This window comes from Pseudomonas sp. FW507-12TSA (assembly GCF_058781435.1).
On the sequence record NZ_JBYSWT010000017.1, the window covers coordinates 24,251 to 47,375 of the forward strand.

The following is a 23,125-nucleotide window of genomic DNA, read 5'->3' on the forward strand; positions in this document are numbered from 1 at the left end:
GGCCAACGCTCAGGGACGGTCGATCAGTTCGACCTTGGCGACCTTCTGCAACTTGTCCTGGAGCAACTCGACGTACTTGGGGTTCACCTCCTCATCCACGAGCTGGTAAAGCTCGGCGCCCACGCCGGTGAAGTTGATGAAGGCCAGGGTCGACTTGTTCTTCAACACTTCAACCCGCAGGGACTTCGAGTAGAGGTCGAAGTCCAGCACGGTGGCCGCTGGCAGATCGGAAATGCACAGTTCCTTGGCATGGATCAGGCCCAGTGCCTGGAGTGCGAGCTGGTCTGTAAGGGGAATGCCACAGCGGTGCAATTCCAGGTCTTGAAAATCGATGTCTGCCAGGGCATTGAACCAGCGCAGCTTGCGTCGGCCATTGACCAGGACCACCGGGGCACTGCCCTTGCCCAGCTTGCTGGCGATCGCGCACAACTTGCGAAAAGCGTTCGCTTCGGCGGCGGTCATGCTCTTGAGAACGTCCATCGCACGCACGGAAAAACTGCCCGGATTGCCCACTTCCAGGGACAGGATCCTGGCCCACAGCGCCTGCATCTGCTGCGAGGAGATCTTCTGCGCACGCTCGACGAAGTCGGTCAGCCAATCCTGGTCGACACTTTGCTCGTCCGCCGATTCGGGAGGGTTTTCCAGGGCCTGGGCAAAGATCCGCTCGAGGTTTTCCTGCTTCAACAGCTCCTGGTGCAACCTGCGCTTGGCGCTGCGCCGGGCCAGCTCTTCCTCATGCTGGAGCATCACCGAACGGCGCTGGTGGTCCGCCGCCAGCAACGCCTCTTCACGCTGGATTTCCGCTTCGGTCCTGGCCTGGCCCAGCTTCAGCACGCTATAGGCCTGGGCATCGGCATCACGACGCAGGCCGATGGGCCGGTACAGGTGGCCGCAGCCGTTGGAAATCGTCTCGATCAGCTTGTTCAGTACCTTGTCCGACACTGGCGCTTCCTCATCCATGGGCAATCTCGCGAAAGTTGAACCAGGCGCACTATCGCATAACCGCCAAGCGCATAAAAAAGCCCCGATCAAGCCGTGACAGGATCGAGGCAGGGACTACTGCTGAGGAGCTGCGGTGAGAAGGTGACCAAACCGACACGACGCGAGCTGGCTCCAGTCTGCCCACTCTGCCTTCCCGCGAGTTAGCCAAGAGCGACCTGCTCATAGGTAATAGGGCCACAGCCACGCCTTCAGATGTCCTCGGTATACAGCACCACCGTCACATAGAAATAGCCGATCTTGTGCCAATCCTGGCGCTGGTTGTAGGGCGTCTCTTCAGAGCCCATGCCAATCTGGTAATTACGCCCGGTCTTTTTATCCCTATAGAAAATGAAACCCTTCGTTTCCCAGCCGCAGCAGACAAACCTGAGCCCCTCCTGAACCCCCAACTCCCGCTGCAGATAGCGCTCTACCTCATGGGCATCCTTACCTTTGACCCGGTAACTGGCGGTCAGCGGTGCGCCCTGATCCTGGGGCTTCGACTCACAACGGAAAAACTCCAGGGACTTCGGTGGATCGGTCATGGCCTGCAGAAAATCGCCACACTCGGGAGCTGCCAGAGCAGCGCTGGAAACCATCAACAACAACCAGGCGAACCCCATTCTGAACATCACTTTCATCCACTCCAGCTCCATGGTGTGCCACTCGGCGGCCATCCTACCGAACACCCAGTGCTTGCACAGAGTGTCTTTGCGTAGCAGGAGCGCTCATTACCCCACCCTTCAGGCAAGCCCGAGGCCTCACAAGCAAGCGCCGCAAGACTTGATTGCGCCGCCTTTTCCCAACGCTGTGGCAACCGGCCATGGCCATCGACTTAGCCGAAAACGACCTGTTCATAGGTAAACGGGCCATCGCGACAATCTGCCCTTGCCGCCACCCGGACGGCCTACCAGAATCGGCTGGCGACCCCACTCCCTGAACAAGGACAAGCGCCATGATGCATGCGGATTTGATTGACCAGGACGACCTGCTGGGGCAACTCCGGGCCCTGGGTTTCGAGATGCCCGCAGGCGCCAGTGCCGAGCAGGCCTGCGAATGTGCGGTTCGGGGGCTGAGCGATGCCCGGGCCAAGGCCCTCAAGGGCATGGTCGAGCAGATGCTCACCGGCAACGCGACCATTCTTCCTGCCGTGCGCCAGGCCATCGATCGCCAGTTGCTGCCGGCCCTGGCCGAGTACCAACAGCAAAAACGCGCCTGAATCGCCCCGGGGCCGTGGGCCGGTTGCTAGAGTACGCACCTCTTTGTACTGCACAGGCAACCGCCCATGATCCGTATCCTGCCCGGCCAAGCCGCCGATCCCGGCCATTGGCTGCAATTGCGCCTGGGCCTGTGGCCCCACTGCCCACCCGAGGAACACCGGGAAGAAATCCGCCAGATGCTCGCCGAGCCCGCACGCTACGGCTGCTGGCTGGCCCAGGCCGCCGACGGTGAAACGCTGGGCCTGGCCGAGGCGTCGTTGCGCCACGACTACGTCAATGGCACCGACAGCTCGCCGGTGGTGTTTCTGGAAGGTATCTACGTCGCTCCCGGGCATCGGCGCCAGGGCACGGCCCAGCGCCTGATCGAACAGGTCAGCCAATGGGGTCGGCAGCAGGGCTGCGTGGAAATCGCCTCGGACGCCAGCCTGGACAACCTGGTCAGCCACGCCCTGCACCGCGCGCTCGGCTTCGAGGAAACCGAGCGGGTGGTGTACTTCAAGAAAGCCCTGTGACCGGGGCTGCCTGCAACCGCGCCTAGAGTCGCACGCTGGCGAAGGTCGACTCGTTGCGTGCCTGGCTCAGGGCCGACAGTGGCCCAGACAGTGGCGCCAGGACCATGGCCTGGGGCAGCGGCATCATCGCCACCTGCTGGGTGGTGTTGGAACCGATGCGCTCGTCCCGTGGCGGAATGCCGAAATACTCGCGGTAGCACTTGGAGAAGTGCGGGGTGGAGACGAAACCGCAGACCGAGGCCACTTCGATGATCGACATCGGCGTCTGCTTGAGCAGTTGCCGGGCGCGGATCAAGCGCAGCTTGAGGTAGTAGCGCGATGGCGAGCAGTGCAGGTACTTCTGGAACAGGCGCTCCAGCTGCCGGCGCGATACCGCGACGTACACCGCCAGTTCGTCGAGGTCGATCGGCTCCTCCAGGTTGGCTTCCATCAGCGCGACGATTTCCTGCAGCTTGGGCTGGTTGGTGCCGAGCATATGCTTGAGCGGCACGCGCTGGTGGTCCTGCTCGTTGCGGATGCGCTCGTAGACGAACATCTCCGAGATCGCTGCCGACAGCTCGCGGCCGTGATCGCGGCTGATCAGGTGCAGCATCATGTCCAGCGGCGCGGTGCCGCCGGAGCTGGTGAAGCGGTTGCGATCGAGGGTGAACAGGCGGGTGCTCATGGCCACCCGGGGGAAGGCTTCCTGCATCGCCGCCAGGCATTCCCAGTGCACGCTGCAATCGAAGCCGTCCAGCAGGCCGGCGCAGGCCAGGGCCCAACTGCCGGTGCACACCGCGCCGAGGCGCCGGGACTGGCGGGCCTGGCTCTGCAGCCAGGACACATGCTCGCGGGTGACGGTGCGCTGGATGCCGATGCCGCCGCAGACGATCACGGTATCCAGGCTGGGAGCCTTGTGCATGGAGGCGTCGGGGGTGATTTGCAGGCCATCACTGGCCCAGACCTGGCCGCCATCGACGCTGAGGGTGGTCCAGCGATACAGCTCGCGACCGGACAGTTGGTTGGCCATGCGCAGTGGCTCGACTGCGGAGGCCAGGGAAATCAGCGTGAAATTATCCAGCAGCAAGAAACCGATGGATTGAGGCGCACGGTTCTGGGGTTGGGCCCCGGAGTTGAACGACGTCATCGCGATATCTCCTCACACAAAGCGGGTGATGGCCTCAGGCGGAGGCTCTTTTTATTGGTGCCCGTCCCTCGATGGAAACCGGCTTGGTCATCACAGAGCAATTGCCATGCCTAAAGTTGAATGGGCATTCAATAACTCCTGAAAACGACGTCGCGACGCGTCTATATAGCCCTTGCCTGAGTGCGGATAAGCAGTGCGCGGGGGAAGGCCGGCGGATGCCGACCGAGGACGGTGAGCAGTTAGGTAGCACTCGTAGAGCCGTCGCGCGTGCAGGCCACAGCCGAGTGTCACTCAAAGCGCAACGGGCCGACGAACGGGAATGTCCGCCGGCGCCATGGGCCACTTGTCTAATCACGACGCGCTAAAAGGTGGCGTCCTCCCGAGCCGATGGGCCGTTTGCGCGCAGCGGCTGGCGGCTCAGCACTCCACGGCGCTGACCGCCAGGCCGCCGCGGGAGGTTTCCTTGTACTTGTCGTGCATGTCGGCCCCGGTATCGCGCATGGTGCGGATCACCCGGTCCAGGGAAATGAAGTGCTGGCCATCGCCGCGCAGGGCCATCTGCGCGGCATTGATCGCCTTCACCGCGGCGATCGCGTTGCGCTCGATGCAGGGCACCTGCACCAGCCCGCCCACCGGGTCGCAGGTCAGGCCGAGGTTGTGCTCCAGGCCGATCTCGGCGGCGTTGCACAACTGCTCGGGGCTGGCGCCGAGAATCTCCGCCAGGCCTGCCGCCGCCATGGCACAGGCCGAACCGACCTCGCCCTGGCAACCGACCTCGGCACCGGAGATGGAGGCGTTCTTCTTGCACAGGATGCCGATGGCCGCCGCACCGAGGAAGAAGTCCACCACGTTGGCGTCGGTCACCTCCTCGCTGAACTTCATGAAGTAGTGCAGCACCGCCGGGATGATCCCCGCCGCGCCGTTGGTGGGCGCGGTGACCATGCGCCCGCCGGCGGCGTTCTCTTCGTTGACCGCCAGGGCATAGAGGTTGACCCACTCCATGGCGCTCAGGGTCGAGCCGATCACATTGGGTTTGTTCAACTCCTGCAGGCTGCGGTGCAGCTTGGCCGCCCGGCGCCGTACATTGAGCCCGCCCGGCAGCGTGCCTTCGTGCTTGAGGCCTTGTTCCACGCAGTCCTGCATGGCCCGCCAGAGCGCCATCAACCCGCTGCGGATTTCGTCCTCCGAGCGCCAGGTCTTCTCGTTGGCCAGCATCAGCTCGGCCACCCGCAGGTTGTGCCTGCGGCACAGTTCGAGCAGCTCTACCGCGCTGGAGAAATCATAGGGCAGCTCGCTGCGGTCCAGGTCCGCCACACCGCTGTCGGCCTGGGCCTGGTCGACGACGAAACCGCCGCCCACCGAATAATAAGTGTCGCGATGCAGTTCGCCGCCCTCGCCTTCGGCCACCAGGGTCATGGCATTGGGATGGAACGGCAGGTTCTGCTCCAGCAGGAGCATGTCCCGGGACCAGACGAACGGCAGCGGCAGGCGCCCGTCCAGCAGCAGGGTGGACGTTTCCCGCAGCAAGTCGATGCGGGTGCCGATCAGCGACGGGTCGATCGCGTCCGGCCATTCGCCCATCAGGCCCATGATCACCGCGTTGTCGCTGCCATGGCCGATGCCGGTGGCCGACAACGATCCGTACAGCCGTACCTCGATCCGCCGCACCTGCTCCAGCTGCTGCCGTTGGCCCAGGGCCTGGACGAACAGCGCGGCGGCGCGCATGGGGCCGACGGTATGGGAACTGGACGGGCCGATGCCGATTTTGAACAGGTCGAACACACTGATAGCCATGCCTGGATAACTCCTCGATGAGCACAGTCCGGGCGCCGAAAACGCCCACTGACGGAGCTGCTACGCTCAAGCTGCAATCCGCCGAGAAGGGCGCATCATCGGGCTTTTGCCGGGTTTGCCGACGTCTGACACCGACTCGCTCATGCCCACCAACGCCGCCAGGCGCCAGGGTCGGGTTCCGGGCGTTTTTGCCGCCCGGACGCAGGAAAAACTGCGCAAAAACGCTGGATGCGACCTCACCGACACTGGATGCGACCCTCCCTGTACTGGATACGACGCACCCGGTAGGCGACAGATTTTCACTGGTACATGATCAGTCTCGACTCGATTGCAAGGCACGGTGGTAGAGCTGTTCCCGACACACCAACCGCCACACTCAATAAGCGCGGTCCGAACGCCGCCAAGAAGAACATCCAGGAGTCCCCCCTCTATGAAAGGTTCCCCCTCGTTGTTGCTGGCCGCCATGCTGAGTCTGCCGTTCCTGGCACAGGCCGCAGAACCGGCGCAATGCAGTACCGTGAACTTCTCCGATGTCGGCTGGACCGATATCACCGTGACCACCGCCACCACCAGCGTCGTGCTCAACGCCCTGGGCTACAAGACCAAGACCACGATGATTTCCGTGCCGGTGACCTACAAGTCCCTGGCCGACGGCAAGAACATGGACGTATTCCTCGGCAACTGGATGCCGACCATGGAAAACGACATCAAGCAGTATCGCGATGCCGGCACCGTGGAGACCGTGCGCGCCAACCTGGAGAACGCCAAGTACACCCTGGCGGTGCCCCAGGCGCTGTATGACAAGGGCCTCAAGGACTTCGCCGACATCGCCAAGTTCAAGACCGAGCTGGACGGCAAGATCTACGGCATCGAGCCGGGTAACGACGGCAACCGCACCATCCAGAGCATGATCGACAAGAACGCCTTCGGCCTGAAGGACGCCGGCTTCAAGGTGGTCGAATCCAGCGAGGCGGGCATGCTGAGCCAGGTCGAGCGCGCCCAGCGCCGCGACACCGCGGTGGTGTTCCTGGGCTGGGAGCCGCACCCGATGAACACCCGCTTCAAGATGAAGTACCTGACCGGTGGCGATGAGTTCTTCGGTCCCAACTTCGGCCAGGCGACCATCTACACCAACACCCGCAAGGGCTACGTCCAGGAGTGCAGCAACGTCGGGCAACTGCTGAAGAACCTGTCGTTCACCCTGAACATGGAAAGCACCCTGATGGGCAACGTGCTGGACGACAAGATGAAGCCTGACGCGGCCGCCAAGGCCTGGCTCAAGAAAAACCCCGAGGTACTCGACACCTGGCTCGCCGGCGTGACCACCATCGATGGCAAACCAGGCCTGGAGGCCGTCAAAGCCAAGCTTGCCCAGTAAGTCGCTGACGCCGGGCGGGCTGGCCCGCCCGGGCTGTTTTTCCATTGCATGCGGACGTTCATTACCATGCTCACTGATCAGAAAATCCCCCTGGGCCAGTACATCGCGGCCTTCGTCGAGTGGCTGACGAAACACGGCGCCAGCATCTTCGATGCGATCGCCACCACCCTCGAGGCCATGATTCACGGCGTGACCTTCGCGTTGACCTGGTTCAACCCCCTGGCCCTGATCGGCCTGATTGCCCTGCTGGCGCACATGATCCAGCGCAAATGGGGCCTGACCGTATTCGTCGTGCTGTCCTTCCTGCTGATCCTCAACCTGGGGTACTGGCAGGAAACCATGGAGACCCTGGCCCAGGTGACCTTCGCCACCCTGGTCTGCGTGGTCATCGGCGTGCCGCTGGGCATCCTCGCCGCGCACAAGCCGATGTTCTACACCGCCATGCGCCCGGTACTGGACCTGATGCAGACCGTGCCGACCTTCGTCTACCTGATCCCGGCCCTGACCCTGTTCGGCCTGGGCGTGGTCCCGGGGCTGATTTCCACCGTGGTGTTCGCCATCGCCGCGCCGATCCGCCTCACCTACCTGGGCATCTGCGACGTGCCGCAAGAGCTGCTGGATGCCGGCAAGGCCTTTGGCTGCTCGCGGCGCCAGTTGCTGACCCGGATCGAACTGCCCCACGCGATGCCGAGCATCGCCGCCGGCGTGACCCAGTGCATCATGCTGTCGTTGTCGATGGTGGTGATCGCGGCCCTGGTGGGCGCCGACGGCCTGGGCAAACCCGTGGTCAACGCACTGAACACCGCCGATATCTCCCTGGGCTTCGAAGCGGGCCTGGCGATCGTGTTGCTGGCAATCATGCTCGACCGTATCTGCAAGCAGCCGGAACTGCCGGCAAGGGGTGAGGCATGAGCATCATTCGTTTCGAAGACGTCGACGTCATCTTCTCCAACAAGCCGCGCGAAGCCCTGGCACTGCTGGACAAGGGCCAGACCCGCGAGCAGATCCTCAAGCAGACCGGCCTGGTGGTCGGCGTGGAAAAGGCCAACCTGGACATCAACAAGGGCGAGATCTGCGTGCTGATGGGCCTGTCCGGCTCGGGCAAGTCGAGCCTGCTGCGCTGCATCAACGGCCTCAATACCGTGAGCCGCGGCAAGTTGTTCGTCGAACACGAAGGCAAGCACATCGATATCGCCCACTGCACTCCGGCGGAATTGAAGATGATGCGCACCAAGCGCATCGCCATGGTGTTCCAGAAGTTCGCCCTGATGCCCTGGCTGACGGTGCGCGAGAACATCAGCTTCGGCCTGGAGATGCAGGGCCGCCCCGAGAAGGAGCGGCGCAAGCTGGTGGACGAGAAGCTGGAGCTGGTGGGCCTGACCCAGTGGCGCAACAAGAAGCCGGACGAGCTGTCCGGTGGCATGCAGCAACGCGTGGGCCTGGCCCGTGCCCTGGCCATGGACGCCGACATCCTGCTGATGGACGAGCCCTTCTCGGCCCTCGACCCGCTGATTCGCCAGGGCCTGCAGGACGAGTTGCTGGAGCTGCAGCGCAAGCTGAACAAGACCATCGTGTTCGTCAGCCACGACCTGGACGAAGCCCTGAAACTGGGCAGCCGCATCGCCATCATGAAGGACGGGCGGATCATCCAGTACAGCAAGCCCGAAGAGATCGTGCTCAACCCGGCGGATGACTACGTGCGCACCTTCGTCGCCCATACCAACCCGTTGAACGTGCTGTGCGGGCGCAGCCTGATGCGCAGCCTGGACAACTGCAAGCGGGTCAACGGCTCGGTGTGCCTGGACCCGGGTGGCGACTCCTGGCTGGACCTGGCCGAGGGCAATACCATCAAGGGCGCCCGGCGCAACGGCTCGCAACTGGACCTGCAGAACTGGGTACCGGGGCAATCGGTGGAAGAGCTGGGCCGGCGCCCGACCCTGGTGGATTCCAGTATCGGCATGCGCGAGGCCCTGCAGATCCGCTACCAGACCGGCAACAAGCTGGTGCTCCACGATAACCACAAGGTGGTGGGGATCCTCGGCGACAGCGAGCTCTACCACGCGCTGCTCGGCAAGAACCTGGGCTGATGGACACAAACGACAACGCCGCGACCTGGGTCGCGGCGTTGTCGTTTGAGGGGGAATAGAGGTGCGAATTGCACCTGTTGCAGGAGCGGATGTAGCGGTACGCCACACATCGCTTCGCGGGCGACGCGGTACCCGGTGAGCCCGGGCCCGCGTCTACTTCAGGACTTAGCTGTAGACCCGGCCCAGGAGCTGCCGATGGCTTTCGAACTGATCGAGCACGTCACGGGTGATCTGCTCTTGGGTGAAACCCATCAAGTCGTATTCCTGGCTGCCGTTGTGCAGGTAGACCTCGGCGCGGTAGTAGCGTGCACGCTCTTCCGGCGCATCGGCCGATTCGCTCGGCGCCGCCAGGTAACCGTCCAGGCTCACCTCATAGACGAAAGGGTTGCCCTCTTCCATCTCGATCCGCACACCCATGCAGCGCTTGGACTTGCCCAGCAGGGTCTGCACATCCAGCCCCTGGTTGCGCAACAGGGTCGCGGCTTCTTCCAGCGCCGGGGTCACGTGCTTGTCCATGAAGCGCTGGACCACTGCCTGGGTCGGCTGCAGGTCCAGTTGGGTCAGGCGCTCGCTGAAACCGCGACGGCCGCGGGCCGCCAGTTCCGCTTGTTCCTGCTCGACCCGGGTGTCCTGGGCCATGGCCTTGTACAGACCGAACATGAAGCACACCAGCACCACCGAGAACGGCAGGCCAGCCAGCACCACCATGGTCTGCATGGCCTGGAAGTTACCGGCGAACAGCAGGCCGACGGTCACCAGGGTGATCACGACCGACCAGAAGATCCGCAGCCAGTGCGGGGCGTCTTCGTCGACGTTGCCGCCCTTGCAGGACAGGTTGGCCATCATCACCGCGCCGGAGTCGGCCGGGGTCAGGAACAACACGAAGCCCACGAAGATCGACACACCGATGACGATCTTCGACGCCGGGTAATGCTCGAGCAACTGGTAGATGGCCATGGACGGCTGTTCCAGGGCGGTCTTGCCCAGTTCCACCGCGCCCTGGTTGAGCACCAGGTCCAGGGCCGAGTTGCCGAAGATCGACAGCCAGGCCAGGGTGAAGCCCAGCGGGATCAGCAGTACGCCAGCCACCAGCTCGCGCACGGTGCGGCCACGGGAAATACGCGCGATGAACATGCCCACGAAAGGTGCCCAGGAAATCCACCAGGCCCAGTAGAACAGGGTCCACAGGCCCAGCCAGCGATCGGACTTGGCGCTGTCGCCTTCATACACATAGAGGTCGAACGTCTTGAGCACCACGCCGTTGAGGTAGTCGCCGATGTTCTGCACGAAGCCGTTGAGCAGGTGCAGGGTCGGGCCGAACAGCAGGACGAAGATCAGCAAGCCGCTGAACAGCACGATGTTCAGGTTGGACAGGCGACGAATGCCGTTCTCCACCCCGGACACTGCGGCGATGGTGGCCACCGTGCTCATGACGATGATCACGATCAGCAGGTTGGTGTTGCTGTGCTCCATGCCGAACAGGTTTTCCAGGCCGGACGATACCTGCATCGAGCCGATGCCCAGGTTGGTCACCAGGCCCAGCAGGGTCACGAACATGCCGAAACCGTCCACCGCGTGGCCGGCCGCGCCCTTGACCCAGCGCTCGCCCACCAGTGGGTACAGCGCCGAACGCAGGGCCAGTGGCTGGTTATGCCGGTAGGCGAAGTACGCCACCGCCAGGCCCACCAGGGCATAGATCGCCCAGCCGTGCAGGCCCCAGTGCAGGAACGTCAGTTGCAGCGCCTGGCGCGCGGCCTGGTTGCTGGCTGGCACGCCTTCGGGCGGATTGAAGTAGTGGTCCAGGGGCTCGGACGCACCGAAGTACAGCAGCGAGATGCCGATGCCGGACGAGAACAGCATCCCGGCCCAGGCGCCATAGCTGAAGTCCGGGGTGTCTTGCTTGGTCCCCAGCTTGAGCTTGCCGTAGGAAGAGAACGCCAGGCCCACCACGAACACCAGGTAGGCGGCGATCACCAGCATGTAGTACCAGCCGAAACTGCGGGACAACCATGCCTGGGCAACGTCCAGCATTTTGCCGGCCTCTTGCGGGGCGACGATCAGGATCGCAGTCAACAACAGGATCAGCGCGGTCGAGGTGTAGAACACCCAACCGTTGACCCGCACCTTTTCCGGCGGGGTCTTTATAAGAGAGGCAGAACTCATTGCACAGATGCTCCAGGCAGTGCGAGAGAAGGACACAAGGCAACACGGCACCCGACCAATCGGTTAGTTGGCAGCCGATCGTCGGGTGATATAAAGACACCCCGAAAAAAGCCCGGACCCACGGCGGCTGCGTTGCGAACCAGCGTCCCCGGCCTCGACTCGAACCCACGGTTCGGCGTCAGGCCTGAAGCGTCTTGCCCATTCAACACGTCCGTCCTTACCGGTTCACGCCATGCCATCCCTGGGGTGCGGTCTTTTTCGGAGGTCGTTTTCCGCCATCTACATGCGGGAAGAATCCGTAGGCAGCGACGATTTGTCGCAGATCTTATTCTTTGTTGATTGAACGTTCAATCAAAACAAAATAGACTGGCCCGCAAGCCGACAGCCGTCATGCGTCTGCCGGCGGGCCTAAGGAGAGGTAGCAGATGCCCAAGGTCGGTATGCAACCCATACGCCGCCAGCAGTTGATCGAAGCCACGCTACAAGCGGTCGATCAGGTCGGGATGGGGGACGCCAGCATTGCGCTGATCGCCCGTTTGGCCGGAGTGTCGAACGGCATCATCAGTCACTACTTTCGGGACAAGAACGGCCTGATCGCAGCGACGATGGGTTACATCATGAGCATGCTCAACGAAGGCGTCAGAGCACGCCGCCAGGCCCTGACGGACGACAGTCCGCGCGCTCATCTGAAGGTGATCATCGAGGGCAACTTCGATGCCAGCCAGGTGAACGGCCCGGCAATGAAAACCTGGTTGGCCTTCTGGGCTTCCAGCATGCACCAGCCCGATTTGCACAGGTTGCAGCGGATCAACGACCACCGCTTGTATTCCAACCTGTGCTGCCAGTTCCGCCGCGTCCTGCCGCTCTACCATGCGCGCAAGGCAGCCCGCGGCCTGGCGGCCTTGATCGACGGCTTGTGGCTGCGTGGCGCCCTGTCGGGTGATGCATTCGACACCGACCAGGCGATACGGATTGCTTACGAATACATGGATCTACAACTGGCTAAGCAGGAGCGCTAGAGCACAACCAAGACGCTCGGCCTCTGCACGCCACTGATCAGCGCGCCCGAATCCAAGGGCACGCTCGGTGGCCAAGCCCATAACTCAATGCACTTGCGAGGACACTATGGCCCGTTTTGAACTGCAAAAACTCTACATCGACGGCGGCTACACCGATGCCGGCAGCGACGCCACCTTCGATGCCATCAACCCGGCCAACGGTGAAGTTCTCGCACAAGTGCAACGTGCGACCAAGGAAGACGTGGAACGCGCCGTGGTCAGCGCCGAAAAAGGCCAGAAGATCTGGGCCGCCATGACCGCCATGGAGCGTTCGCGCATCCTGCGTCGCGCCGTGGACATCCTGCGTGAGCGCAACGACGAGCTGGCCGCCCTGGAAACCCTGGATACCGGCAAGGCCTACTCCGAAACCAAGTACGTCGACATCGTCACCGGCGCCGACGTGCTGGAATACTACGCAGGCCTGGTACCGGCCATCGAAGGCGAGCAGATCCCGCTGCGCGACACTTCCTTCGTCTACACCCGCCGCGAGCCACTGGGCGTGGTCGCCGGTATCGGCGCCTGGAACTACCCGATCCAGATCGCCCTGTGGAAATCCGCCCCGGCCCTGGCCGCTGGCAACGCGATGATCTTCAAGCCCAGCGAAGTGACTTCGCTGACCACCCTGAAACTGGCCGAGATCTACACCGAGGCAGGCGTACCGGCTGGCGTGTTCAACGTCCTGACCGGCAGCGGCCGTGAAGTCGGCACCTGGCTGACCGAGCACCCACGCATCGAGAAAGTCTCCTTCACCGGCGGCACCGACACCGGCAAGAAGGTCATGGCCAGCGCTTCGAGCTCCTCGCTCAAGGAAGTGACCATGGAACTGGGCGGCAAGTCGCCGCTGATCATCTGCGACGACGCCGACCTGGATCGCGCCGCCGACACCGCGATGATGGCCAACTTCTACAGCTCGGGCCAGGTTTGCACCAACGGCACTCGCGTGTTCGTACCGAGCCACCTGAAGGCTGCTTTCGAAGCCAAGATCGCCGAACGCGTTGCCCGCATCCGCGTGGGTAACCCAGAGAACGAGAACACCAACTTCGGTCCGCTGGTGAGCTTCGCCCACATGGAGAACGTGCTGGGCTACATCGCCAAGGGCAAGGAAGAAGGTGCCCGCGTACTGTGCGGCGGCGAGCGCCTGACCGATGGCGAATTCGCCAAGGGCGCCTTCGTGGCACCAACCGTGTTCACCGACTGCACCGACGACATGACCATCGTGCGTGAAGAAATCTTCGGCCCAGTGATGAGCATCCTCACATACGAGACCGAAGAAGAAGTGATCCGTCGTGCCAACGACACCGACTTCGGCCTGGCCGCCGGTATCGTCACCCGCGATCTGAACCGCGCCCACCGCATCATCCACCAGCTCGAAGCCGGTATCTGCTGGATCAACGCCTGGGGCGAGTCCGACGCCAAGATGCCAGTCGGCGGCTACAAGCAGTCGGGCGTGGGCCGTGAGAACGGCATCAGCTCGCTGAACAACTTCACCCGCATCAAGTCGGTGCAGGTCGAGCTGGGCGACTACGCCTCGGTGTTCTAAGCAGCCGCTAGCAGCCAGCTACAAGCGGCAAGCCAGGGCAAAAGCCTGTCTTGCCGCCTGCTCCTCATTCAACGCCAAGCCCGCTTCGCTGCCTTTTCTCGCAGCTTGAAGCTTGAGGCTTGCAGCTCTCCACGGAGGCTCCAATGGCCCAAGAATTCGATTACATCATCATCGGTGCCGGCTCTGCCGGTAACACCCTGGCGACCCGTCTGACCGAAGACGAAGGCGTCACCGTCCTGCTGCTGGAAGCCGGCGGCCCGGACTATCGTTTCGATTTCCGTACCCAGATGCCTGCGGCACTGGCGTTCCCCTTGCAAGGCCGTCGCTACAACTGGGCCTATGAGACCGATCCAGAGCCGCACATGGACGGCCGCCGCATGGAATGTGGCCGTGGCAAGGGCCTGGGCGGTTCCTCGCTGATCAACGGCATGTGCTACATCCGTGGCAACGCCATGGACTACGACGGCTGGGCCAAGCTGCCAGGCCTGGAAGACTGGTCGTACCTGGACTGCCTGCCGTACTTCCGCAAGGCCGAAACCCGCGACATCGGCCCTAACGACTACCACGGTGGCGAAGGCCCGGTACGGGTGACCACACCCAAGGCGGGCAACAACCCGCTGTTCCACGCCATGGTCGAGGCCGGCGTACAGGCCGGTTACCCGCGTACCGAAGACCTCAACGGCTACCAACAGGAAGGCTTCGGTCCGATGGACCGCACCGTGACCCCTGAAGGCCGTCGCTCCAGCACCGCCCGCGGTTACCTGGACATAGCCAAGAAACGCTCCACCCTGACCATCGTCACCCACGCCCTGACCGACAAGGTCCTGTTCGAAGGCAAGCGCGCCGTAGGCGTGAGCTACCTGCAAGGCAGCACCGAAGAGCGCGTGGAAGCCCGTGCGCGCAAGGAAGTCATCGTCAGCTCCGGTGCCATCGCTTCGCCACAGCTGCTGCAACGCTCCGGCGTCGGCCCGCGCGCCCTGCTGGAAAGCCTGGACATCCCGGTGGTCCACGACCTGCCTGGCGTCGGCGAGAACCTGCAGGACCACCTGGAGCTGTACCTGCAATACGCTTGCACCCAGCCGGTATCGCTGTACCCATCGCTGCTGTGGTGGAACCAGCCGGCCATCGGTGCGCAGTGGCTGTTCAAGGGCACCGGCATCGGCGCCAGCAACCAGTTCGAAGCTGGTGGTTTCATCCGTACTCGCGAAGAGTTCGAATGGCCGAACATCCAGTACCACTTCCTGCCGGTAGCCATTAACTACAACGGCTCCAACGGCGTGAAGGAACACGGCTTCCAGGCCCACATGGGCTCCATGCGCTCGCCAAGCCGCGGCCGCGTGCAGGCCAAGTCGAAAGACCCGCGCCAGCACCCGAGCATCCTGTTCAACTACATGGCCACCGAGCAGGACTGGCAGGAATTCCGCGACGGCATCCGCCTGACCCGCGAAATCATGCAGCAGCCGGCACTGGACGCCTACCGCGGCCGCGAGATCAGCCCGGGCATCGAAGTGCAGACCGATGAACAGCTGGACAAATTCATCCGCGAGCACGCCGAGACCGCGTTCCACCCATCCTGCTCGTGCAAGATGGGCACCGACGACATGGCCGTGGTCGATGGCCAGGGTCGCGTGCACGGCATGCAGGGCCTGCGTGTGGTGGATGCCTCGATCATGCCGATCATCACCACCGGCAACCTCAATGCGCCGACGATCATGATGGCCGAGAAAATCGCCGACAAGATCCGTGGCCGCCAGCCGCTGCCGCGCAGCAAGGCTGCCTACTACGTGGCCGGCGAAGCCCCGGTACGTGGCAAGCCTGTACGCGACGTAGCCGCGAACGCGCAATAAGCACGATTGGCGCCGGCCGCAATGGCCGGCGCCATTTCCTTGGATTTCCCGCCCTCTCCCCTTCTGTTCATTGCACGGCCTGCGTCCTTGATCGCAGCCACAGGCAACCGCTACAGTCTGCCCATCCGCTGCACCCCCTGCGTTCCACGGACTTTATCCCGAGCCCTGCGCGACCTATACCTGTAGGAGCCGGCCCGCTGTCGATAAGACCCGCAAGCCCCTGCTCTTCACAAGGAGGTCATCCATGTTCGACTTTCACCCCCAGCTCAAGCAGCGCTTCGCTGCCTTGCGCACGGGCGCCGAGTTCTTTTCCCTGCGCTACGTGCGCGAATCAGACCAGTACCTGTCGGTACGCAAGAATGTCGCCGAACCGCCCAGGCTGGGCCGCGATGAAGGCGCGATGCTGACCGTGCGAGTCGCTGGGGTAGAGGCCTATGCCGCCACCAACGACCTGTCGCCAGGCGGATTGCAGGCGGCCCTGGACCGCGCCGAACGGCAAGCCCGGGTGATCGCCGCCCACGCCCTGCTGGACCTGCGCGAACAACCGGTCTCCAGCCACCGCGCCGATTATTTCTCGCCCAATCTCGAGCAGCCCTTCCCGTCCCTGAGCGATTGCTACCAACTGCTGGGCGACGAATCGGCTTCGGTTCCCAAGGACGAGCGCCTGGTGAACTGGCAGGTAGGGATCGGCGTGACCCAGGTCGAGCAGATCTACCTCAACAGCGCCGGAGCCGAGTTGCGCCAGGCCCAGCGTTTCGTCTACCCGGGCCTGGACGTCACCGCCTACGACGGCAACGACAGCCAGACCCGCAGCCTGGGCCGGGAGAATTTCGGCCAGCAGGGCGCCGGCGACGTGATCAGCCGCTGCGGCCTGCTGGGCGCCGCCCCCCGGATCGCCGAGCAGGCCCTGCAACTGCTGCTGGCTCCCAACACGCCCCAAGGCCCGCGGGACCTGCTGCTGATGCCGGACCAGATGATGCTGCAGATCCACGAGTCCATCGGCCATCCCCTGGAGCTGGACCGCATCCTTGGCGATGAGCGCAACTATGCCGGCACCAGCTTCGTCAAGCAGGCGGACTTCGGCCACCTGCAATACGGCTCGCGGCTGCTCAACGTGACCTTCGACCCGGACATCCCCGAGGAGCTGGCCAGCTATGGCCATGACGACGAAGGCACCGCCGCCAGCAAGCAGTTCCTGATCCGCGAAGGGTTGCTGGTACGCCCCCTGGGCGGCGCCCTGTCGCAGTACCGCAGTGGCCTGGACGGCGTTGCCAACAGCCGCGCCAGCAGCTGGAACCGCGCGCCCATCGACCGCATGGCCAACCTCAACATCGAGCCTGGCGAGCAGTCCCTGGAACAGCTGATCGGCGGGATCGAGCACGGCATTCTGATGTCCACCAACCGCTCCTGGTCCATCGACGACGCGCGCAACAAGTTCCAGTTCGGCTGCGAATGGGGCCAGTTGATCGAGAACGGCGAACTCAAGGGCGTGGTGAAGAACCCCAACTACCGGGGCATTTCCGCGCAGTTCTGGCGCAACCTCAGCGCCGTCGGCAACCGTGGCACCTTCCAGGTCCTGGGCACGCCCAACTGCGGCAAGGGCGAACCCAACCAGGTGATCCGCGTTGGCCACGCCTCGCCAGCCTGTGTATTTGGCAAGATCGACGTATTCGGAGGAGATGCCTGATGACCAGCGCGACCAATCAGGCCCAGCAGTTCAAGACGCTGGTGCAATGGCTCAAGGACGAGATCCGCGGGTCGGAACAATTCACCCTGAGCTACGCTGCCGAAGCCTCGGAGTTCATCCGCTTCAACCATGCCAAGGTACGCCAGGCCGGGCAGGTGCAGCAGGCCAGCCTGACCTTCAAGCTGATCGACGATGGCCGCCACGCCGACCTCGACATCACCCTGGCCAACGATCCCGAGGTGGACCGCCAGCGCCTGGCCGAAGGCTTGCAACAGCTGCGCGAAACCCTGCCGCTGCTGCCGGCCGACCCTTACCTGATGCTCAACCACACCCATTGGCAGTCCCAGCATGAGCAAAGCCATCCGCTGCCAGGCAGCGAGCAGGTGGTGGAGGAAATCGGTCGCGCCGCCGCAGGCCTGGACCTGGTCGGCATCTATGCCGCCGGCCCCATCAGCCGTGGTTTCGCCAGCTCCAGCGGGGCCTTCGGTTGGCACCAGGCCAACAGCTTCAACTTCGACTTCAGCCTGTTCCACGACAATGGCGAGGCGGTGAAGGCCAGCTACGCCGGACACGCCTGGAACAGCGACGCCTTCGCCCAGCGCTTCGACCAGGCCCGCCGGCAACTGCAGTTCCTCGGCCGGCCGCTGCGTACCCTGGCCCCCGGTCAATACCGCGCCTACCTGGCCCCGGCGGCCCTGGAGGAGATCATGGGCATGCTGGCCTGGGGCAGCTTCTCGGCCCAGGCCATCGCCAGCAAGCACAGCGCCCTGCAGAAACTCTATGCCGGTGACGCGAACCTGAGCCCGCTGGTATCGGTACGCGAGCAGGTCAGCGGCTCCCTGAGCCCGGCGTTTTCCGACGAGGGCTACCCGCGCAGCGACCTGGCGCTGATCGCCAGTGGCGCCGCCGAGGCGCGCCTGATCAACTCGCGCAGCGCCGCCGAGTATGGCCTGACCGCCAACGGCGCCGGCAGCGGCGAATACCCCAGCGCCCTGGACATGGCCGCCGGCCAGTTGGCCCAGCAGGACATCCTCAGGCAATTGGGCACCGGGCTGTACATCAGCAACCTGTGGTACCTGAACTACTCGGACCTGCCTGCGGCGCGCCTGACCGGCATGACCCGCTTCGCCACCTTCTGGGTGGAGAACGGCGAGATCCAGGCGCCAGTGAGCACCATGCGTTTCGACGACAGCGTCTACAGCCTGCTGGGCTCGCAGCTCGAGGCGCTCACCGAACAACGCGAGCTGCTGCTCTCGGCCAGCACCTACGGCCAGCGCCAGACCGCGTCGATGCATCTGCCCGGGGCACTGGTCAGCCGCCTGACGCTAACCTTGTAAAATCGGCCTAGAGTTGCAAGCCACAAGCTTGCAACTTGAAGCTTGCAACTTACCTCTGTCGTTGTTGAGGTCCCATGTCCGAACGTCCGCCACTCGATGCCACTACTATCCGCTGGCTGCCGTGGGTAGTGGCCATCGCCTTCTTCATGCAGTCCCTGGACGGCACCATCCTCAATACCGCGCTGCCGGCCATGGCCAGGGACCTGGCCGAAGACCCGTTGCGCATGCAGGGCGTGGTCATCGCCTACATGCTCACCGTGGCGCTGCTGATCCCGGCCTCGGGCTGGATCGCCGATCGCTTCGGCACCCGCAACATCTTCTTCGGCGCGATCTTGCTGTTCAGCGTCGGCTCGTTGCTGTGCGCCCTTTCCGGTTCCCTGGGCATGCTGGTGGCGGCCCGGGTGATCCAGGGCCTGGGCGGCGCGCTGATGCTGCCGGTGGGGCGGCTGGTGGTGCTGCGCGCCTACCCGCGTTCGGAACTGGTGCGGATCATGGGTTTCATCACCATTCCCGGGCTGCTGGGCCCGCTGATCGGCCCGACCATGGGCGGCTGGATGGTGCAGTACCTGACCTGGCACTGGATCTTCCTGATCAACCTGCCGGTGGGCGCCATCGGCTGCTACGCGGTGTGGCGCTTCATCCCCGACCTGCGCGGCAGCGAGCGCACCCGCTTCGACGGCCTGGGCTTCTTGCTGTTCGGCGCGGCGATGGTGCTGATCACCATCGCCATGGAAGGCCTGGGCGAACTGCACCTGCCGCACCTGCGGGTGATGTTGCTGCTGTTCGCCGGCCTGGCTTGCCTGGCGGCCTACTGGTTGCGTGCCGGGCATATCGCCGATCCGCTGTTCGCCCCGTCGCTGTTCAAGGTGCGGACCTTCGCCGTGGGCATCCTCGGCAACCTGTTCGCCCGCCTGGGCAGCGGCGCCCTGCCGTTCCTGGTGCCCTTGCTGCTGCAAGTGGCCCTGGGCTACTCGCCGTCCCAGGCGGGCATGAGCATGCTGCCCCTGGCGGCCGCGGCGATGCTGGCCAAGTCCATTGCCCGACCGCTGATCGAGCGCCTGGGCTATCGCCTGGTGCTCACCGGCAACACCCTGGCCCTGGGCCTGATGCTGGCGAGCATGGGCCTGGTCAGCGAGCAGACGCCCTACCCGCTGCTGCTGGGCATGCTGGCGGTGCTGGGGGCGATCAACTCGCTGCAGTTCACGGCGATGAACACCGTGACCCTGATCGACCTCGACGATGCCGCCGCCAGCAGTGGCAACAGCCTGCTGTCGGTGGTGGCGCAACTGTCCCTGAGCCTGGGGGTGGCCTGCGCCGGGGCGCTGCTGGGCGGCTTCACCGCTTCCATGGACAGCGATGGCGGCGACACGGTGCTCGGCGCCTTCCAGCTGACCTTCCTCACCGTGGGCCTCATGGCCATGCTGGCGGCGGCGATCTTCCTCCAGTTGTCGCCCAACGATGGCCGCAGGACGCGCAAGGTCCAGGAGCATATCGAGCACTGAGTGACCATCTCCCCCTAGGAGCCATGGAAAGTCCTGGCTACTTTTCGTCCAGAAATTGCAGGAAGGGGGAGCGGGGCTGATACACTGCGCGACATTTTGTTTTGCAGGCCCGTCCCGTGACCACCATCGCCACCGCTTTCAATACCTTGCCCCTGTCTGCCGCCATGCTGGCCAACCTCGACTCCCTCGGGTATGCCCAGATGACGCCGATCCAGGCGCAAAGCTTGCCGGTGATCCTCAAGGGCCTGGACCTGATCGCCCAGGCCAAGACCGGCAGCGGCAAGACCGCGGCCTTCGGCATAGGCCTGCTGAACCCGATCAACCCGCGCTACTTCGGCTGCCAGGCCCTGGTGATGTGCCCGACCCGCGAGCTGGCCGACCAGGTCGCCAAGGAGCTGCGCCGCCTGGCCCGCGCCGAGGACAACATCAAGGTCCTGACCCTGTGCGGCGGCGTGCCCTTCGGCCCGCAGATCGCTTCGCTGGAGCATGGCGCCCACATCATCGTCGGCACCCCGGGGCGCATTTCCCAGCACCTGGACAAGGGCACGCTGAAACTCGACGGCCTCAACACCCTGGTGCTCGACGAAGCCGACCGCATGCTCGACATGGGCTTCTACGATGCCATCGAAGCCATCATCGGCCAGACCCCGGCACGCCGGCAGACCCTGCTGTTCTCCGCCACCTACCCGGCGGGCATCAAGCAGCTGGCGTCGAAGTTCATGCGCGATCCGCAACAGGTAAAAGTCGAGACGCTGCACAGCGACAGCCAGATCGAACAGCACTTCTACGAAATCTCCCCGGAAGATCGCATGGATGCGGTGGTCAAGGTGCTCAACCACTTCCGCCCGCAGTCTTGTGTGGCCTTCTGCTTCACCAAGCAGCAAGTGCAGGAAACCGTCGACCACCTGACCGCCAAGGGCATGTCTGCAGTGGGCCTGCACGGTGACCTGGAACAGCGCGACCGCGACCAGGTGCTGGCGATGTTCGCCAACCGCAGTACCTCGGTACTGGTAGCCACCGATGTCGCCGCCCGGGGCCTGGATATCGACGCCCTGGACATGGTGATCAACGTCGAGCTGGCGCGGGATTCGGAAATCCACATCCACCGGGTCGGCCGTACCGGTCGCGCCGGCGAGAAAGGCATCGCCATCAGCCTGGTGTCGCCGTCCGAGGCCCACCGTGCCCAGGCCATCGAACAGTTGCAGAAGGCGCCGCTGAACTGGGAGCAGATCGACGGCCTGAAGAGCCAGGGCGGCGGCCCGCTGCTGCCGGCCATGAGCACCCTGTGCATCGCCGCCGGGCGCAAGGACAAGGTACGCCCGGGCGATATCCTCGGCGCGCTGACCGGCGAGGCCGGCATCCCCGGCGCCCAGGTCGGCAAGATCGCGATCTTCGACTTCCAGGCCTACGTGGCCGTGGAGCGCGGCATCGCCAAGCAGGCCCTGCAACGCCTCAATAGCGGCAAGATCAAGGGCCGTTCGCTGCGCGTACGCATCCTGTAACCCACCCGCTCGACCTGTAGCCGCTGCCGCAGGCTGCGAACGTCTCCGAAGGAGGCGCCGCTGTTGAGGCCGTGGAGCCCCTGCGGGGCTTGTCGCAGCCTTCGGCAGCGGCTACAGGTTCATTTGCCTGCACTCTCGAGGACACCGTTTTGCGCTCTACCGAAGTCGTGATCATCGGCGCCGGCGCCGCCGGCTTGATGTGCGCCCTGACCGCCGCTGGCCGTGGGCGCCAGGTGCTGTTGCTGGACCATGCCAACAAGGCCGGGAAGAAGATCCTGATGTCCGGTGGCGGGCGCTGCAACTTCACCAACATGTACACCGAGCCGGCCAACTTCCTGTCGCAGAACCCGCACTTCTGCAAGTCGGCCCTGGCCCGCTACACCCAGTGGGATTTCATCGGCCTGGTGGCCAAGCATGGCGTGCCCTACCACGAGAAGAAGCTCGGCCAGCTGTTTTGCGACAACAAGTCCAGCGACATCCTCGCCATGCTCCTGGCCGAATGCGACCAGGTTGGGGTCGAGCTGCGCCTGGACACCTCGATCCAGCAGATCGAGAAACTGGAGTCGGGCTACCTGCTGCAGACCACCCTCGGCCAGGTGCGCTGCCAGTCCCTGGTGATCGCCACCGGCGGCCTGTCGATCCCGACCCTGGGGGCCACCGGCTTCGGCTACCAGGTGGCCAGGCAGTTCGGCCATGAGCTGCTGCCGACCCGTGCCGGGCTGGTGCCCTTCACCATCACCGACCAGCTCAAGGAGCTGTGCGGCGAGCTGTCCGGAACCTCGGTGGACTGCCTGGTGAGCTGCAACGGCCAGAGCTTTCGCGAGAACATCCTGTTCACCCACCGTGGCCTCAGCGGCCCGGCGATCCTGCAGATTTCCTCGTACTGGCAGCCTGGCGACAGCATCGAGATCAACCTGCTGCCGGACCACGATGCCCTGGGCTGGCTGCAACAGCAGCAGGCCGAGCGCCCCAACAGCGAACTCAAGACCCTGCTGGGGGAGATCTTCACCAAGAAGATGGCCGGCCTGCTGGCAGATCACTGGTTCGCCTCCAAGCCGATGAAGCAGTACACCCCCGCCGAGCTGGCGGAGGTCGCCGACAAGCTCGGCAACTGGCAGCTGGTACCGGCGGGCACCGAAGGCTACCGCACCGCCGAAGTGACCCTGGGCGGGGTCGACACCCGCGAAGTCTCGTCCAAGACCATGGAATCGCTGAAGAGCCCGGGGCTGTATTTCATTGGCGAAGTGCTGGATGTCAGCGGCCACCTGGGCGGTTTCAACTTCCAGTGGGCCTGGGCCTCGGGCTACGCGGCGGCGCAGTACGCCTGAAGCCGCGCCGGCCCTTGGCGCCGGCAGGGGCCGAGGAGCATCACCGGGAACAGAATTTGCTGGCGG

At 64.2% G+C, this 23,125-nt stretch carries 18 protein-coding genes; 13 read left to right on the forward strand and 5 right to left on the reverse strand.

The window, feature by feature from the left end:
* Nucleotides 1-9: 9 nt before the first annotated feature.
* Together AC3WK8_RS17260 and AC3WK8_RS17265 are read right to left on the reverse strand one after the other, a co-directional pair.
* Nucleotides 10-960: a TIGR03899 family protein gene (locus AC3WK8_RS17260; protein WP_085594564.1), complete on the reverse strand. Its 951-nt coding sequence runs from the start codon at nt 958-960 to the stop codon at nt 10-12.
* Between the two features lie 230 nt (nt 961-1,190).
* Nucleotides 1,191-1,619, reverse strand: a complete 429-nt coding sequence (locus AC3WK8_RS17265; RefSeq protein WP_178088026.1) for a DUF4952 domain-containing protein — start codon at nt 1,617-1,619, stop codon at nt 1,191-1,193.
* A 314-nt stretch (nt 1,620-1,933) separates the two neighbouring features.
* On the opposite strand from AC3WK8_RS17265, the gene AC3WK8_RS17270 reads away from it, so the two are divergent.
* Both AC3WK8_RS17270 and aac(6') read left to right on the forward strand, forming a co-directional pair.
* A complete protein-coding gene (locus AC3WK8_RS17270) occupies nt 1,934-2,197 on the forward strand; it encodes a hypothetical protein (RefSeq protein WP_015637320.1) in 264 nt (87 codons plus the stop codon).
* A 66-nt stretch (nt 2,198-2,263) separates the two neighbouring features.
* Nucleotides 2,264-2,710 carry an aminoglycoside 6'-N-acetyltransferase gene (gene aac(6'), locus AC3WK8_RS17275; RefSeq protein WP_085594560.1) on the forward strand — a complete coding sequence of 149 codons (447 nt, stop codon included), beginning with the start codon at nt 2,264-2,266 and terminating at the stop codon, nt 2,708-2,710.
* 22 nt (nt 2,711-2,732) lie between these two features.
* On the opposite strand, the gene gbdR is transcribed toward aac(6'), so the two are convergent.
* Both gbdR and AC3WK8_RS17285 read right to left on the reverse strand, forming a co-directional pair.
* Nucleotides 2,733-3,836: a choline metabolism transcriptional regulator GbdR gene (gene gbdR, locus AC3WK8_RS17280; RefSeq protein WP_022641528.1), complete on the reverse strand. Its 1,104-nt coding sequence runs from the start codon at nt 3,834-3,836 to the stop codon at nt 2,733-2,735.
* Nucleotides 3,837-4,253: 417 nt separating this feature from the next.
* Nucleotides 4,254-5,630 (reverse strand): L-serine ammonia-lyase, encoded by a 1,377-nt coding sequence (locus AC3WK8_RS17285; RefSeq protein WP_085594556.1) that lies wholly within the window; start codon nt 5,628-5,630, stop codon nt 4,254-4,256.
* 430 nt (nt 5,631-6,060) lie between these two features.
* Between AC3WK8_RS17285 and AC3WK8_RS17290 the strand changes: the two genes are divergently transcribed.
* The 3 genes from AC3WK8_RS17290 to choV all read left to right on the forward strand — a co-directional run bounded on the left by AC3WK8_RS17290 (nt 6,061) and on the right by choV (nt 9,095).
* Entirely contained in the window at nt 6,061-7,008 is a 948-nt protein-coding gene (locus AC3WK8_RS17290; protein WP_022641531.1) for a choline ABC transporter substrate-binding protein, read from the forward strand.
* 66 nt (nt 7,009-7,074) lie between these two features.
* Nucleotides 7,075-7,920 carry a choline ABC transporter permease subunit gene (gene choW, locus AC3WK8_RS17295; RefSeq protein WP_103325392.1) on the forward strand — a complete coding sequence of 282 codons (846 nt, stop codon included), beginning with the start codon at nt 7,075-7,077 and terminating at the stop codon, nt 7,918-7,920.
* Nucleotides 7,917-9,095 (forward strand): choline ABC transporter ATP-binding protein, encoded by a 1,179-nt coding sequence (gene choV, locus AC3WK8_RS17300; RefSeq protein WP_053134036.1) that lies wholly within the window; start codon nt 7,917-7,919, stop codon nt 9,093-9,095. The genes choW and choV overlap by 4 nt, the downstream gene beginning before the upstream one ends.
* Before the next feature lie 165 nt (nt 9,096-9,260).
* Here choV and betT read toward each other — a convergent pair whose 3' ends face one another.
* Nucleotides 9,261-11,258 (reverse strand): choline BCCT transporter BetT, encoded by a 1,998-nt coding sequence (gene betT, locus AC3WK8_RS17305; RefSeq protein ID WP_103325391.1) that lies wholly within the window; start codon nt 11,256-11,258, stop codon nt 9,261-9,263.
* A gap of 425 nt (nt 11,259-11,683) precedes the next feature.
* Between betT and betI the strand changes: the two genes are divergently transcribed.
* The 8 genes from betI to AC3WK8_RS17345 all read left to right on the forward strand — a co-directional run bounded on the left by betI (nt 11,684) and on the right by AC3WK8_RS17345 (nt 23,059).
* Nucleotides 11,684-12,277 (forward strand): transcriptional regulator BetI, encoded by a 594-nt coding sequence (gene betI / locus AC3WK8_RS17310; protein WP_022641535.1) that lies wholly within the window; start codon nt 11,684-11,686, stop codon nt 12,275-12,277.
* A gap of 106 nt (nt 12,278-12,383) precedes the next feature.
* The gene (gene betB / locus AC3WK8_RS17315; protein WP_103325389.1) at nt 12,384-13,856 is read left to right on the forward strand and encodes a betaine-aldehyde dehydrogenase; all 1,473 of its coding nucleotides are present in this window, start codon (nt 12,384-12,386) and stop codon (nt 13,854-13,856) included.
* Between the two features lie 143 nt (nt 13,857-13,999).
* Nucleotides 14,000-15,703: a choline dehydrogenase gene (gene betA / locus AC3WK8_RS17320; protein WP_085594548.1), complete on the forward strand. Its 1,704-nt coding sequence runs from the start codon at nt 14,000-14,002 to the stop codon at nt 15,701-15,703.
* A gap of 244 nt (nt 15,704-15,947) precedes the next feature.
* Nucleotides 15,948-17,390, forward strand: coding sequence for a TldD/PmbA family protein (locus tag AC3WK8_RS17325; RefSeq protein WP_103325388.1), 1,443 nt, complete (start codon nt 15,948-15,950; stop codon nt 17,388-17,390).
* Nucleotides 17,390-18,727, forward strand: coding sequence for a TldD/PmbA family protein (locus AC3WK8_RS17330; protein ID WP_103325387.1), 1,338 nt, complete (start codon nt 17,390-17,392; stop codon nt 18,725-18,727). The genes AC3WK8_RS17325 and AC3WK8_RS17330 overlap by 1 nt, the downstream gene beginning before the upstream one ends.
* A gap of 74 nt (nt 18,728-18,801) precedes the next feature.
* Entirely contained in the window at nt 18,802-20,229 is a 1,428-nt protein-coding gene (gene mdtD / locus AC3WK8_RS17335; RefSeq protein WP_085594542.1) for a multidrug transporter subunit MdtD, read from the forward strand.
* 164 nt (nt 20,230-20,393) lie between these two features.
* The gene (gene dbpA / locus AC3WK8_RS17340) at nt 20,394-21,731 is read left to right on the forward strand and encodes an ATP-dependent RNA helicase DbpA (RefSeq protein WP_235777334.1); all 1,338 of its coding nucleotides are present in this window, start codon (nt 20,394-20,396) and stop codon (nt 21,729-21,731) included.
* Nucleotides 21,732-21,880: 149 nt separating this feature from the next.
* Entirely contained in the window at nt 21,881-23,059 is a 1,179-nt protein-coding gene (locus AC3WK8_RS17345) for a BaiN/RdsA family NAD(P)/FAD-dependent oxidoreductase (protein ID WP_022641543.1), read from the forward strand.
* The last annotated feature ends 66 nt before the right edge of the window (nt 23,060-23,125 follow it).

Coding starts and splice junctions, on each gene's coding strand:
- AC3WK8_RS17260 (WP_085594564.1), bottom strand. CDS start 960: ATGGATGAGGAAGCGCCAGTGTCGGACAAGGTACTGAACAAGCTGATC.
- AC3WK8_RS17265 (WP_178088026.1), bottom strand. CDS start 1,619: ATGAAAGTGATGTTCAGAATGGGGTTCGCCTGGTTGTTGTTGATGGTT.
- AC3WK8_RS17270 (WP_015637320.1), top strand. CDS start 1,934: ATGATGCATGCGGATTTGATTGACCAGGACGACCTGCTGGGGCAACTC.
- gbdR (WP_022641528.1), bottom strand. CDS start 3,836: ATGACGTCGTTCAACTCCGGGGCCCAACCCCAGAACCGTGCGCCTCAA.
- AC3WK8_RS17285 (WP_085594556.1), bottom strand. CDS start 5,630: ATGGCTATCAGTGTGTTCGACCTGTTCAAAATCGGCATCGGCCCGTCC.
- AC3WK8_RS17290 (WP_022641531.1), top strand. CDS start 6,061: ATGAAAGGTTCCCCCTCGTTGTTGCTGGCCGCCATGCTGAGTCTGCCG.
- choW (WP_103325392.1), top strand. CDS start 7,075: ATGCTCACTGATCAGAAAATCCCCCTGGGCCAGTACATCGCGGCCTTC.
- choV (WP_053134036.1), top strand. CDS start 7,917: ATGAGCATCATTCGTTTCGAAGACGTCGACGTCATCTTCTCCAACAAG.
- betT (WP_103325391.1), bottom strand. CDS start 11,258: ATGAGTTCTGCCTCTCTTATAAAGACCCCGCCGGAAAAGGTGCGGGTC.
- betI (WP_022641535.1), top strand. CDS start 11,684: ATGCCCAAGGTCGGTATGCAACCCATACGCCGCCAGCAGTTGATCGAA.
- betB (WP_103325389.1), top strand. CDS start 12,384: ATGGCCCGTTTTGAACTGCAAAAACTCTACATCGACGGCGGCTACACC.
- betA (WP_085594548.1), top strand. CDS start 14,000: ATGGCCCAAGAATTCGATTACATCATCATCGGTGCCGGCTCTGCCGGT.
- AC3WK8_RS17325 (WP_103325388.1), top strand. CDS start 15,948: ATGTTCGACTTTCACCCCCAGCTCAAGCAGCGCTTCGCTGCCTTGCGC.
- AC3WK8_RS17330 (WP_103325387.1), top strand. CDS start 17,390: ATGACCAGCGCGACCAATCAGGCCCAGCAGTTCAAGACGCTGGTGCAA.
- mdtD (WP_085594542.1), top strand. CDS start 18,802: ATGTCCGAACGTCCGCCACTCGATGCCACTACTATCCGCTGGCTGCCG.
- dbpA (WP_235777334.1), top strand. CDS start 20,394: ATGCTGGCCAACCTCGACTCCCTCGGGTATGCCCAGATGACGCCGATC.